Below are 13,853 nucleotides of genomic sequence, written 5' to 3' on the forward strand. Positions count from 1 at the left end.
GGTGGTAAGAGAAGCAGTGATTCAGCCGCATATATTTCATAACCGGCGGAATCAGTACTTCTTTAAGAAAGGGAAAGACTATGAAATTTTCCAGTAAGACAAAATTAAAGGACATTATGGAGGCAGAAGAGTTTCAGCCCTTTGGACGATTTCTGTTTCCATCGGGATTTCTGAACCCGGAACCTTCCATGAAGGTGGAAGACATGGGACGGCTCATGCCCTGGCATACAGAAATCCATGAGGAAGAGACACTGACGGTTCTCCGTTATATGGACCGGCAGGTGCAGGAAGGGAAGCCGCTGTTTTTTGACATATACAGCGAGGAGGAAAAGAAGGAGGATCCCACCAGAAGGGATACAGGACTTTTCTATTTCCCAGGCGTGGAAGGCGCTCCGGCGGCTGTATTGGCACCAGGCGGCGGATTTGTTTATGTAGGTGCCATGCAGGACAGTTTTCCTCTGGCGATTTCCCTTTCCGAAAAAGGAATCCATGCATTCAGCCTGCAGTACAGGACGGTCAGTGCACATGCAGCCTGCGAGGATATGGCCAGAGCGGTGGCCTTCCTGTTTCAGAAGAGTCAGGAACTGGGCATAGATATGCGGGGCTATTCACTGTGGGGTTCTTCCGCAGGCGCAAGGCTTGCCGCTTATCTTGGCGAAACGGGACCCTCCGCCTTCGGCGAACCGGTATCAGAGAAACCGGCGGCGGTCATCATGCAGTACACCGGGTATGGAGAAGCGGGTCCCCATGATGTGCCTGCCTTTGCCTGTGTAGGAGATCTGGACGGCATTGCGGACTGGCGGATCATGAAGGAACGAATCCGGAAATTAAGGCAGTATGGCATACCGGCTGCTATTCATGTGTATCACGGACTCCGCCATGGATTCGGGCTGGGACTTGGAACACCGGCAGAAGGCTGGGAAAAAGAAGCTGCCGCTTTCTGGAAGGAACAGCGAAACCGGATGGCAGAATTATATATGGAAAGAAGGAAGCATTATGAAGTATAGAACCCTGGGAAAAGATTTAACTGTATCTGCTGTGGGACTTGGATGCATGGGCATGAGCCACGGCTATGGTAAGCCGGCAGATAAAGCGGCTATGAGAGAACTGATTGCCAGAGCAGTGGCCATGGGATACACCTTTTTTGACACGGCGGAAATTTACGGTACCCCTGATGATCCCCATGCCAATGAATCTCTGGTGGGAGAAGCACTGGCTCCCTACAGGGACAAAGTAGTCATTGCCACCAAGTTCGGAATTTCCTTTGATGAGAATGACGGAAAGCTGGTACACAACCTGATTCCCGACAGCCGTCCGGAAACCATCCGCCGGTCTGTGGAAGGCTCCCTGCAGAGACTGAAAACCGATCACATCGACCTTTATTATCAGCACCGCCAGGATCCGGAAGTACCGGTGGAAGAAGTGGCCGGTGTCATGGCAGACCTGATCCGGGAAGGGAAAATTACCCACTGGGGCCTTTCCGAAGCGGATGAAGAAACCATTCGAAGAGCCAATGCGGTCTGCCCGGTGACAGCCCTGCAGAGCCGTCTTTCCATGATGGCCCGCTGGAATGAGAAACTGTTCCCCGTACTGGAAAAACTGCATATCGGATTTGTAGCCTTTTCTCCTATGGCCAACGGTTTCCTTACCGGCAAGTACAGCGGTAAGAACCATTTTGACAATATGGACTACAGAAACAACATGCCCCAGTTCACAGAAGAAAATATCCGTAAAAACCAGGAATTTCTGGAACTGCTGCAGAAGATGGCTGAAGATAAGAACTGCACCATGGGACAGCTTTCCATGGCGTGGATGATGAATAAGAAACCCTATATTGTACCGATTCCGGGAACCACAAAGGAAGCAAGGCTTTCTGAAAATGCGGGAGCCGCCGATGTGATTCTCACACCGGAAGAAGTGAAGAAGATTGATGATCTGCTGGAAACAATTCCCATGTCCGATGTATTTGGCGGTACAGGCATTACCAAACGCTGATTTTCCGGACAGATGCAAAGAAAGGAGAAAACAATGAACGATTTTATTTTTGAAAACGGGACGAAGGCTTATTTCGGCAAACATATGGTGAAGACATACCTGGCCGGCCTTCTGAAAAACGAAGGAAAGACGGTTATGCTTGCCTATGGCGGCGGTTCCATTAAAAAGAACGGTATCTATGATGAAATCATGGCGGAGCTTCATAAGGCAGGAAAGGATGTCGTAGAATTTTCCGGCATTATGTCCAATCCTACCTATGAAAAGGTCATGGAAGGAGCTTCTCTGGCCCGGGTCAAGAATGTGGATTTCATTCTGGCTGCAGGCGGCGGCTCCGTAATGGACTGCTGCAAGGCCATTTCCCTGGCTGCAAGGTATGACGGCGATGTGTGGGCCGATTTCTGGGCGAAGAAAGGAACCATTGATTTTCCCACCATTCCTCTGGGTATCATTATGACCGTATCCGGCACGGGAAGCGAAATGAACGGCGGCTCTGTCATAACGAATGAAGCCCTCAAAGTGAAAGGGGGATTTGATTATCCCCAGCTCAATGCAAAGTTTGCCCTGCTGGATCCTCTCTATACATACAGCGTTTCCATGAAGCAGATGGTATCGGGCAGCTTTGATTCCCTGTCCCATATGATGGAAATTTACTTCTCTCTTCCCAATGAAGACAATGTGTCCGATGACATTACCGAAGCACTGATGAGAAATGTGATTCGGAATCTCAGGGCCGCCATCAAAAATCCGGAAGACTATACAGCCAGGAGCAACCTGGTATGGGATGCTGCCATGGCGGAAAACCGGGTCATCAAAATGGGCAAGAAGACGGACTTTGAATGCCATCTCATGGAACATCAGGTAGGAGCCTATACGAACTGCAACCACGGCGCCGGTCTGGCAGTGCTTCATCCCGTCTATTACCGTCATATTTATATCTACGGCCTGCCGAAGTTTGTTCGTTTTGCCAGAGAAGTATGGCATGTAGATGACAGCGGAAAGACAGACGAGGAAATCGCCAGGGAAGGTATTGAAAAGCTGGCGGATTTCATCAGAGAAATCGGCCTTCCTGCCACCATGCGGGAACTGGGCGTGAAAGATAAGAAGGAATTAAAGGAAATTGCCTATTCCTGCGGCATTTCCCCGGGATGCTTCAAACCGGATTTCAGCCATGAAGATATCCTGTCTATTTTTGAAGAAGCCTATTGATATACAGAATTGTGTCCATTACATTGAAAAGGAGAACTTATCATGAACCATTTTGCCAGAAAAATCCTGATTGCCGGCCTTGCTGCCATGACTCTTTCCATGGGAACCGCCTTTGCGGCAGACTGGAGAGATAATCCCTACGGCCTTGTCTATGATAATGCCATTACGGAAAATGTGCAGGGAAAGGTGAATATCCATCCGGTGACCTATGAACTGCAGGGCCGCAAGATTGCAGCCAATGTATACACCCCTGCAAACTACAACCCGAAGAACAGCTATGCTGCTATCGTGGTTGCTCATCCAAACGGCGGCGTGAAGGAACAGGTAGCCGGTCTCTATGCCCAGAAACTGGCTGAAGCAGGCTACATCACCATTGCAGCGGATGCTTCCTTCCAGGGAGCCAGCGGCGGTGAACCCCGCCATACCGATGTGCCCTACTTCCGTACAGAAGACATCCACGGCATGGCTGATTTCATTTCCACCTATCCCGGCGTTGATACAAATAGAATCGCTGCTCTGGGAATCTGCGGCGGCGGTGGATATACACTGAATGCAGCCAAATCGGACAAGCGCTTTAAATCGGTGGCTACCATTTCCATGTTCAATTCCGGCCGTGTAAGAAGAGAAGGCTATATGGACAATGCAAAGGATACAGTGGCAGAAAGACAGAAGGCTGCTTCCGATGCCCGGGCTGAAAGAGTGCTTACCGGCAGCATTCCTCTTACCGCCAATAACGATATTACCAAAGTAACCGATGAACAGCTGGCCAAGATCCCCACCGATCTTTACAGGGAAGGCGTTATTTACTACGGCCGTGAATACCATCACCCCAATTCCACCTTTGCCTATACCACGGAAAGCTTGACTGAACTCATGGCCTGGGATGCTACGGATCAGATTAATCTCATCAATGTACCTCTTCTCATGATTGCCGGTGAAAAAGCAGATTCCCTCTATATGACGGAAGATGCCTTCAAGAAAGCTACCGGCACAAAGGATAAGGAACTGTACCTCATCCCCGGTGCAACCCATATCCAGACCTACTATGTGCCCAAGTATGTGGACCAGATCACTAAGAAACTGGTTGAATTCTACGGAAGAACCCTGAAATAAGGAATCTTGTTCCCTGATTCATTAACAGAATGAATCAGGGATTTCCTAAGGAGGAACCTATGAAAAAACTGGCAGTATCTCTTCTTCTTGCCGTGCTGCCCCTGGCGGCCGGTGCGGCGGACATGACGACGGCCCCGGCGGAAGTGGAAAAAGCGGTTGCAGAAGAAATATCCCGCCCCTTTCCGGTAGGATTTCCCAACAGCGCCAATGCCGCCCATTTTACAGGAGACAGCTACGTATACCCCATGGCTTCTTCCAATGGTGTCTCCACAGCCAATGTCACTTTCTATGACGGAGCCCACACCTGGTGGCATATTCACCGCAACACGGACCAGATCTTAATCGCCGGATCCGGCATAGGATATGTGCAGATCGAAGGGCAGCCGCCCATCCGCATGAAGGAAGGGGATGTGGTGGTGGTTCCGGCAGGAAAACGTCACTGGCACGGAGCAGCGCCGGGAAGAACATTCCAGCATATTTCCATCACCAGGAAGGGGCAGAATGTTTCCACAGAATGGATATCTCCTGTGGAAAACAGTCTCTATGATTCATTGAAATGAGGGATACCATGAAAAGAAAGTGGAAGGGAGTCATTATGGCGGCAGGCATTTTACTGGCTGCGACGGCGGGAGAAGCAGGCGCTGCTTCCCTTGCCGGCACACCGGAAGGATATGACAGGGCACAGGCAGCAGAAGCAGGCTACAGTGCTCTTTACGGGAAAAGCCCCATGGCTTTGGAAAAAGAAGATCCCGAATTTGCAGGGATGATGAAGAAGTACATCTATGGAGATATCCGCACTCAGTCGGTGCTGCCTCTTAGGGATCAGGAACTGACAACCCTGGCGGTGCTTACTGCCACACATCACCCGGAATGGGTGGAGAAGGAAGTGTCCGGTGCACTGCAGGGCGGCGTCAGTCCCATGGATATCCGTGAAGCGATCTACCAGACAGCACCCTATACGGGATTTCCGGATGCACTGGCTTCCCTGAAGGAAGCGGATAAGGCTTTCAAAAAAGCAGGGGTGAAACTTCCGCTGGAAGGAAAGGCTGTCACCAATGATGCCGATCGCCTGGATAAGGGTGTGGATTTCCAGGTGGGAACCTATGGTGAGCGGATCCGCCGCATGCGGGAAGAAGCGCCCGCTAACCAGAAAGCCCTGCAGGATGATTTATCTGCATTCTGTTTTGGCGATATCTATACCAGAGATTCTCTGGATCTCCGGACAAGGGAAATGATTACCGTAGCAGTGATCGGGGCCATGGGAATCGAACCTCAGTTCAAGTCCCATGTGGCCGGTGCTCTGGCAGCAGGCATGAGTCAGGATGAGGTGATCGGCACCATCACCATCATGAATCCCTATGTCGGTTTTCCCAAAACTCTGAATGCCCTCCGCTGGGCCAAAGAGGTCTTTGACCGGAACAGGGGACAGGCCTGAACAATATCATAGGCATGCAAAAAGCCATGGCATAAGCCATGGCTTTTTGTGATGGAAAGAGGAACAGGATTATTTGCCTGCTGCTGCTTTCTTTGCTTCGATTTCCATATCGTAGGATTTCTGGATACGGACGTAGTTTTCGCGGCGTTCTTTGGCGTCTCTTTCCGTCTTTTCGAAAAGTTCTTCCGCCTTGTCCGGGAAGAGCTTTGCCAGGGAAGCGAAACGAACTTCGCCCATAAGGTAGTCGCGGAAGTTGCCTTTCGGTTCGCGGCTGTCCAGATGGAATGGATTCTTTCCTGCTTCCAGAAGAGCGGGGTTGTAGCGCCAGTTGCACCAGTAGCCGCATTCTACAGCTCTCTTTTCTTCTTCCGAAGATTTGCCCATGCCTGCCTTCAGGCCGTGGTTGATGCAGGGAGCATAAGCGATGATAAGGGACGGTCCCGGATAAGCCTCTGCTTCGCTGATGGCTTTGAAGGCCTGGTTCATATCGGCACCCAGGGCGATCTGGGCTACATAGATATATCCGTAGGAAACGGCGATCATGCCGAGATCCTTCTTCTTTGTCTTCTTGCCGGAAGCTGCAAACTTGGCGATGGCAGCAGCCGGGGTAGACTTACTGGACTGTCCGCCGGTATTGGAGTACACTTCCGTATCCAGTACGAGGACATTTACATCTTCGCCGGAAGCAAGAACCTGATCCAGGCCGCCGAAGCCGATATCATAGGCCCAGCCGTCGCCGCCGAAAATCCACTGGGATTTCTTCACGAAGTGGTCTTTAAGGTCAAGAAGTTCCTTGTATTCCGGATGAGCGGCAACTTCTGCAGTGAGGGCTTCTTCCAGCTTGTCTGCCCTGTCTCTGGTGCCGTTTCCGATATCCTTTTTGTCCAGCCATTCTTCAATAGCAGACTTCACCGTATCATCGGCAGAAGGCAGCGCTTCCTTCAGCTTATTGGTGAGGCGGTCGCGCAGTTTGGCTTCGCCCAGATGCATGCCGAGGCCGTATTCCGCATTGTCTTCGAAGAGGGAGTTAGCCCAGGCCGGTCCCTGTCCGCGGGCATTCTTTGTATACGGCATGGATGGGGAGCTGGCTCCGTAAATGGAGGAGCAGCCGGTTGCATTGGCAATCATCATGCGGTCGCCGAAGAGGCGGGTCACCATATTGATATAGGGCGTTTCGCCGCAGCCTGCGCAGGCGCCGGAGAATTCAAAGTAGGTCGGTTCAAACATGGCGCTTCTGAGGTTGCTCTTGCCCAGAGGATTCTTGCGGGCCGGCAGCTTCATGGCATAATCCCAGAGCTCCTGCTTCGGAAGCTGGCTTTCAGCCGGCTTCATAACGAGAGCCTTCTTGGGAGCCGGGCAGGTATTGGCGCAGATACCGCAGCCGTAGCAGTCTTCCGGATCAATGATGATACGGAATTTCAGGCCCTTCACCGGTCCGCGGAATTCCTTCACAATAAATCCTTCCGGTGCTTTTTCCGCTTCTTCTTCCGTTACGAGGACAGGACGGATGGTAGCATGGGGGCAGACCACAGAGCACTGGTTGCATTCGATACAGTTTTCCGGAATCCATTCAGGAATATTGATGGCGGCAGCGGGGCGTTCGTATTTGGAAGTACCCGACGGGAATGTGCCGTCTTCTCTGCCTTTCCAGGTGGATACAGGGAGATCGTCCCCTTCCTGGCGGTTCATGACATCGCATACGTCTCTGATGAAATCAGGACGGGCAATCCGGGCAATGGAGCCGCCGGTGGTAGCGTGTTCCCATTCTGCCGGAACTTCTACTTCTTCCATACCGGTCATGCCGGCATCTACGGCAGCATTATTCATGTCTACCACATTCTGGCCCTTCCGGCCGTAGGATTTTTCATTGGAATCCTTCAGGTACTTCACTGCATCTTCATCGGGAATGATGTGGGTGAGGTGGAAGAAGGCAGCCTGCATGATCATGTTGATACGGCCGCCGAGACCGATTTTCTTTGCAATTTCAAAGGCATCAATGATGTAGAATCTGGCATGGAGTGCAGCCAGTTTCCGCTTCATGGCAGCAGGCAGGACACGGTCCAGGTCTTCTTTTCTCCAGGGGGAGTTCAGAAGGAAAATGCCGCCGGGCTTGAAGCCGCGAAGCAGATCATACTTGTAGATGTAGGACGGACGGTGGCAGGCAATGTAGTCGGCCTTGCGGATGAGGTAAGGCTTTCTGATGGGATCCGGTCCGAAACGGAGGTGGGAAATGGTAACACCGCCGGATTTCTTGGAGTCATAGGCGAAGTAGCCCTGGGCATACAGGTCGGTATGATCGCCGATGATCTTGATGGCGCTCTTGTTGGCGCCTACGGTGCCGTCGCTGCCGAAGCCCCAGAACTTGCAGGAAACCAGCTTGCTCGGCATTTCCGGTACCGGTACGGGAGCCAGGGAAAGGCCGGTCACATCATCGTTGATGGAGAGGGTAAAGTTATGGCGCGGTGTTTCTTCCTTCAGATGTTCATACACGGCCATAATATCTTCCGGAATGACATCCTTGGAACCCAGACCGTAGCGGCCGCCGCATACTTTGATGGAACGGCCGGAGGAAGCGATGGCGGATACCACATCCAGGTAAAGCGGTTCGCCGATGGCGCCCGGTTCGCGGGTACGGTCAAGAACAGCGATTTTCTTCACTGTTTCCGGAATCTGGGACAGGAAATGCTTTACGGAGAAGGGGCGGTAGAGGTGAACATTGAGTACGCCTACCTTTTCGCCGTGAGCGTTCAGGGCATCGGTTACATCCTTGCAGATATCGGTGACAGAGCCGATGGCAATCACGATACGGTCGGCATCGGGAGCACCGTAGTAGTCGAAGAGGTGATAGCTTCTGCCAGTGAGTTTGCTGATTTTGTCCATGTAATCCTGAACGATATCAGGAAGGGCATTGTAGAAGGGGTTGGCTGCTTCGCAGTGCTGGAAGTATACGTCCGGGTTTTCTGCAGTGCCGCGGATTACCGGATGGTCCGGATTGAGAGCGCGGGCTCTGAATTCAGCCAGAGCTTTCTGGTCGATTAAAGGAGCCAGTTCATCATAGTCAAGCACTTCTACCTTCTGGATTTCATGGCTTGTACGGAAGCCGTCGAAGAAGTTGATGAAAGGAATCCGTCCTTTGATGGCAGCCAGATGGGCAATGCCGGCCAGATCCATGATTTCCTGGGCATTGGCTTCTGCCAGCATGGCACAGCCGGTGGCCCGGGCACTCATGACGTCCTGATGATCGCCGAAAATGGAAAGAGCGTGGTTGGCCAGTGCACGGGCAGCAATATGGAATACGCCCGGCAGCAGTTCGCCTGCTACTTTATACATATTAGGAATCATAAGGAGCATCCCCTGGGATGCGGTATAGGTGGTGGTCAGAGCCCCACCCTGGAGGGAGCCGTGAAAAGCGCCGGCAGCGCCGCCTTCGGCCTGCATTTCAACAACATGCACGGTATCGCCGAAAATGTTTTTCTTTCCGTGGGCGGCCCATTCATCTACCGATTCCGCCATAGGAGAAGACGGGGTAATCGGATAAATAGCAGCTACTTCCGTAAATGCGTAGGAAATATACGCAGCAGCTGTATTGCCATCCATTGTTTTTACTTTTCTCACAGAATCAACAACTCCTTTGTTCGAAAAAGCAGAAAATCCTGCTTTTCCATGAAAATACCCGCAAGAAATGGAAAAAGACAGTCCTGTCTCCGCCGCAGCACGGAAGCGGCGGATATCCGGGGTGAACTCCCTCTTTTTGCTGCCCCTCTCTTGCAAGAAGCCTGAAAATTATGTACAATAGTTCTATGATAAATATGCATAGATGTCCGGACTTCATTCTATACAAATCATAAAGTATTGACTGGTCAGGCTGCATCCTGATAGACACATCTTTATTATAGAATAAAGTCAATGATTGTACAAGGATTCATGACAGAAACCGCCTTTCTGTCAATGATGTAAACGACAGGAGGAAAGAAGAATGGATTACCGTCATTTGAAATATTTCATGGAAGTGGCACAGCAGAAAAGCTTCAGTAAAGCGGCCAGGAATCTTCACATTTCCCAGTCTGCCATCAGCCGTATGATTAAATCTCTGGAAGAAGAGCTGGGGGTGACGCTCTTCATCCGCAATGCCAAGACTGTAGAAATCACAGCACCGGGCACAATTTTCTACAATTATGCCAAACGCTGCCTTTTTGTTTTTGAACACCTGAAATCAGACTTTGAAAATGAATTCAACCTGAAGCAGGATACCATCGAAATCGGCCTTCCGCCCATTACAGATGCCCATGTTTTTGCCAAGCTTCTGGGCGAGTTCAAGCGCACCTATCCCCAGATCGCCATCAAGCTCTACGAACATGGGTCCAAGGTCATCGAATCGTCTGTGCAGGAAGGCATTATTGATGTGGGTATCATCTGCACTATCCCCAATAAGGATTTTGAGTCCTTCTTCCTTTCCGAAGATGAAATGTGCGTAGTCATGCCTAAGGGCTATCCGCTGGAAGAAAACAGGGAAGTGCCCATGAAGCTTCTGGCTGATTATCCTCTGGTTCTTTACCGGGACGATTTCAATCTTCATGATGATATCCTGGCCAACTGCCGCAAGATCGGCTTTACACCGAAAGTGGTCTTTGAAACCAGCCAGCGGGAACTGATGCTGCAGACTGTGGCCAGCGGACTGGGCGTAGCTATCCTTCCGTCCCGTCTCTGCCCGGCCAACAGTGAAGAAAGCAAAGTCGTTACCCGCGTCATGACGGAACCGCGCATGACCCATCACCTCTACGCCATCTGGAAGAAGGGACGTTTCCTTTCCAGAGCTGCCCGCCTGTGGATTGAATTTACGAAAGATCACCTCACCATGCTGAATGATGATAAAAAGTTAGACGATGAGATGAGGAAATAAGGATTTCTGTGAAACAGTGGAAAGAAAAACTGGACTGGAAACGAAATAAACCGTTCTATCTCATCCTCCTGGTCCTTTCCGCCATGGTGGTGTATCAGCAGTTCCTTATTACGGATCTGCAGGAACGGATGATGAATATAGAATCCTCCCGCTATGACGACCAGCTGAATGATATACGATGGGAAGCGGAAACGGCTCTTTCCGAAAACCGGGAACAGCAGAAGGATATTCTCCAGCTCCAGAAGCATTCTGCCAGCCAGAACTGGCGGCTCATGGAAATGGAATGGGATACCTACGGAAAATAGGAAATTGTATGGGAAACACACTGCATCCAAATGCATTCCGACAGTCAGGAAATCAGTGCTTCCCTGAAAAGGGCACGGCAGGAGCAGTGCCCTTTTTTCGTGGGATACAAAGAAAAGATAAAACGGTGCTGCAGCATATATACGCTTCATTTCTGCTTTTTTCCCTGGATAAGGCGCTGTCCCTTACATGTTTTCCCATTTATCATGCCATTCTGTGGTACAATTAAAAAATATAGAAGCCATGGAGGTTATTATGTTTATATATAAGAGGAGAGTCAAATTTTATGAAACAGACGGCATGAAGGTTGTGCATCATGCCAATTATCTGCGTTATTTTGAAGAGGCCCGGGTGGAATACCTCCGGGAGGGAAAGCTGGATTTGACGGAGCTCATGGATGAGGGCATCGTATTTCCCATTGTGGAAGTGGAAGTAAAGTACCATCAGAGCGCGCGGTATGATGATGTGCTTCTGATTAAAACCTACCTCCGCAAGGTGGATCGGGCCAGACTTGTTTTTGAATATGAGGTGTTTTCGGAAAAGTCCGGCGCTCTGCTCACCACCGGCCGCAGCGTCAATACCTATACGGACATGGAGACAGGCCGGATTGTGCGGCTGCCTAAGGAAAAGCTGGCAGCTCTGATTGATCTTTCCAAAGGGGATAGAGAATAATGGACAACAGACCGATTGGCATTATGGATTCCGGCGTAGGAGGACTGACAGTAGCCCGGGTGCTTCATGAAAGGTATCCGAAAGAAAGCATGGTTTTCCTGGGAGACAGCCTCAGAAATCCCTACGGTGAAAGAAGCAGGGAGGAAATTGCTCATTTTGCAGAGGAAATCAAGGCATTCCTTCTTCGGAAGAATGTAAAAATGATCATGATTGCCTGCAATACTATTTCCTTTAACGTGTTTCCTTCCTTTACGGAAGGAACTGTGCCGGTGGTGAAAATGAGCCTTGACATTACCCTGCCGGAAGGCGCCAGAAAGGTGGGAATCTTCGCTACGCCGGCTTCCATCAAGACCCATGCCCATAAAAAATATGTGGAGAAGAAATTCCCTGAAGCAGAGTGGATAGAGGTGCCCTGCGACGGTGTGGCGGCAGCCATAGAACAGGGAAAAGATGAAAATTTCATTTCTGCCCTTGTGCAGAAGGCGGCAAAGGAGTATCATGCATTAGGTATAGATGCCGGTTACTGGGCCTGCACCCATTATCCGCTGGCGCCTGGCGCTTTTGCTCAGGTTTTCCCGAAAGTTCCTTTTATTGATCCTGCCCTGCCTACGGTGGAAGCGGGCATGGAGATTCTTCGGAACGAGGACAGACTGGCAGAAGGCGGCGGAAAGAATGAGTTCTATTTCACCGACGGCCTTGAACATGCGGCGCCTCTGGTGAGACGGCTTTTTGGTCCGGCAGCTGTGGAAAAAACAAATCTTGTAGGAGAGTGAGTAGAGAATGTTGTTGTTGCTTAAGATTGTGGCAGTGATTGTCCTTATCATCTGCCTTGGTTTCATTGCCTACTGGGCGGTGGCCGTGATTAAGGGAGACTGTGTGCTCCGCATGCTGAAATCGAAACGGACGCCGCTGAAGGTGGAGTCCATGGATATGCGCCATGTGACCCTGTCCTATACGATTCCCATTAAGAACGTGGGGAAACAGCTGGGAACCATTATGGATGCCTTCGTCCGCATTTATATTCCTTTTGAACAGTATGACAAGGCAAAGGTGACAGGCCACCTCACCGATTTTGATGTGCCGAGACCTGACGACTACTGGCAGGCTTTCATTCTGGATCCCGGCAAGGAAAAGAAATTCCTCATTACCCTGGACATTGAAGGAAAAGGCCAGAGCATTCTCCAGGATCTGGAAACTTTCCCGGAATTCGGCATGGATATCATTTACCAGGTGGTAGCAAGAAGCGACTACTACTACGCAAAGACCAGAATTGTCATTACCAGGGAAGAGCTCCAGAATGCTCTTTATGAATATACTACGGAGGTGAGAAAATAATGGCAGAACTTGAACTTGTTCCGATTCATACCAGGATTCTCACTCATCATGACAACATTGTGGATGCCATCCTGGAATATGCAGGAGATAAGATCACGAGCCATGATATTGTATGTTCCGCCGAATCCGTGGTAGCCATTACCCAGAACCGGTATGTCCGTCCGGAGGAACTGAATGTATGCTGGCAGGCAAGACTCATGAACCGCTTTGTACCTGCTGCCGGCTCCATGGCCAGCATTTACGGCATGCAGGCTGCCATGGATGAGGAAGGCAAATGGAATATGCTTTTCTCCTTCGTGCTGGGCGCCGTTGCCAAGGTTTTCGGAAAGAACGGCGTATTCTATGCCCGCTGCCGTCAGGCATCTCTGATTGATGATGTGACCGGCACCATGCCTCCTTTTGACAAATGCCTTGTTTATGGTCCTGCAGACACAGATCATGTCTGTGAAGAGATCAAAAAGGCCACCGGCGCTTATGGTGCAGTCATTGCGGATGTAAACGATCTGAAGCGGGCCGCTGTTTTAGGAAAGAGCCAGGGACTGGATCCTCAGCAGATCGCTAAGATTCTCATTGATAATCCTTTCGGCAATGATAACCAGAAAACACCGATCGTGATCATCAAGAATTTCACCGATGTCATGGAAGGAAAATAAAATCTTCAAGCCTGTTGGAAACAGAAAAGGACTTTGGAACCAGAAAGGGTGCAAAGTCCTTTTTCTTTTTGATAACAATAGAAAAATTAAATTAATAATTGAAAATATCAATTGGATAAATAGAATAACAGCAGATATAATGAGAACATACACAGCGCTGATAAAAAATTTATATTTCAGGAATGGCTGGTTTTACAGTCATCAAATTTCATTCCTTTATGTCCCTGCAGGAGCATCAGGA

Annotated in this window: 14 protein-coding genes; 13 read left to right on the forward strand and 1 reads right to left on the reverse strand. The window is 50.2% G+C overall.

Annotated features, from left to right (window positions below):
• Positions 1–80 precede the first annotated feature (80 nt).
• The 6 genes from ACI4N7_RS01805 to ACI4N7_RS01830 are packed head-to-tail and all read left to right on the forward strand — an operon-like array spanning position 81 to position 5,749.
• Positions 81–1,007 carry an alpha/beta hydrolase gene (locus ACI4N7_RS01805; RefSeq protein ID WP_439731658.1) on the forward strand — a complete coding sequence of 309 codons (927 nt, stop codon included), beginning with the start codon at positions 81–83 and terminating at the stop codon, positions 1,005–1,007.
• The gene (locus ACI4N7_RS01810; protein WP_439731659.1) at positions 997–1,995 is read left to right on the forward strand and encodes an aldo/keto reductase; all 999 of its coding nucleotides are present in this window, start codon (positions 997–999) and stop codon (positions 1,993–1,995) included. Before ACI4N7_RS01805 ends, ACI4N7_RS01810 begins: the two co-directional genes overlap by 11 nt.
• 33 nt (positions 1,996–2,028) lie before the next feature.
• Positions 2,029–3,201, forward strand: coding sequence for an iron-containing alcohol dehydrogenase (locus ACI4N7_RS01815; RefSeq protein WP_439731660.1), 1,173 nt, complete (start codon positions 2,029–2,031; stop codon positions 3,199–3,201).
• A 42-nt stretch (positions 3,202–3,243) separates the two neighbouring features.
• Positions 3,244–4,314 carry an alpha/beta hydrolase gene (locus ACI4N7_RS01820; protein ID WP_439731661.1) on the forward strand — a complete coding sequence of 357 codons (1,071 nt, stop codon included), beginning with the start codon at positions 3,244–3,246 and terminating at the stop codon, positions 4,312–4,314.
• A gap of 59 nt (positions 4,315–4,373) precedes the next feature.
• Positions 4,374–4,874 carry a cupin domain-containing protein gene (locus tag ACI4N7_RS01825; RefSeq protein WP_439731662.1) on the forward strand — a complete coding sequence of 167 codons (501 nt, stop codon included), beginning with the start codon at positions 4,374–4,376 and terminating at the stop codon, positions 4,872–4,874.
• A gap of 8 nt (positions 4,875–4,882) precedes the next feature.
• A complete protein-coding gene (locus ACI4N7_RS01830) occupies positions 4,883–5,749 on the forward strand; it encodes a carboxymuconolactone decarboxylase family protein (protein WP_439731663.1) in 867 nt (288 codons plus the stop codon).
• Between the two features lie 69 nt (positions 5,750–5,818).
• Here the strand turns inward: ACI4N7_RS01830 and nifJ are convergent, their stop codons facing one another.
• The gene (nifJ, locus tag ACI4N7_RS01835; protein ID WP_439731699.1) at positions 5,819–9,346 is read right to left on the reverse strand and encodes a pyruvate:ferredoxin (flavodoxin) oxidoreductase; all 3,528 of its coding nucleotides are present in this window, start codon (positions 9,344–9,346) and stop codon (positions 5,819–5,821) included.
• A 379-nt stretch (positions 9,347–9,725) separates the two neighbouring features.
• On the opposite strand from nifJ, the gene ACI4N7_RS01840 reads away from it, so the two are divergent.
• From ACI4N7_RS01840 to ACI4N7_RS01870, 7 genes are all read left to right on the forward strand, one after another.
• A complete protein-coding gene (locus ACI4N7_RS01840) occupies positions 9,726–10,649 on the forward strand; it encodes a LysR family transcriptional regulator (protein WP_439731664.1) in 924 nt (307 codons plus the stop codon).
• 8 nt (positions 10,650–10,657) lie between these two features.
• Positions 10,658–10,954, forward strand: a complete 297-nt coding sequence (locus ACI4N7_RS01845) for a hypothetical protein (RefSeq protein ID WP_439731665.1) — start codon at positions 10,658–10,660, stop codon at positions 10,952–10,954.
• Between the two features lie 253 nt (positions 10,955–11,207).
• Positions 11,208–11,624, forward strand: coding sequence for an acyl-CoA thioesterase (locus ACI4N7_RS01850; protein ID WP_439731666.1), 417 nt, complete (start codon positions 11,208–11,210; stop codon positions 11,622–11,624).
• Positions 11,624–12,397 (forward strand): glutamate racemase, encoded by a 774-nt coding sequence (locus tag ACI4N7_RS01855; protein ID WP_439731667.1) that lies wholly within the window; start codon positions 11,624–11,626, stop codon positions 12,395–12,397. The genes ACI4N7_RS01850 and ACI4N7_RS01855 overlap by 1 nt, the downstream gene beginning before the upstream one ends.
• 7 nt (positions 12,398–12,404) lie before the next feature.
• A complete protein-coding gene (locus ACI4N7_RS01860) occupies positions 12,405–12,959 on the forward strand; it encodes a hypothetical protein (RefSeq protein WP_439731668.1) in 555 nt (184 codons plus the stop codon).
• Positions 12,959–13,612 carry a coenzyme F420-0:L-glutamate ligase gene (locus tag ACI4N7_RS01865; RefSeq protein ID WP_439731669.1) on the forward strand — a complete coding sequence of 218 codons (654 nt, stop codon included), beginning with the start codon at positions 12,959–12,961 and terminating at the stop codon, positions 13,610–13,612. The genes ACI4N7_RS01860 and ACI4N7_RS01865 overlap by 1 nt, the downstream gene beginning before the upstream one ends.
• On the forward strand, positions 13,593–13,853 hold a 261-nt coding region (locus tag ACI4N7_RS01870), incomplete at its 3' end, for a hypothetical protein (protein ID WP_439731670.1). The genes ACI4N7_RS01865 and ACI4N7_RS01870, both read left to right, overlap by 20 nt.

This window comes from Dialister sp. (assembly GCF_051885895.1).
Classification (GTDB): domain Bacteria; phylum Bacillota; class Negativicutes; order Veillonellales; family Dialisteraceae; genus Dialister.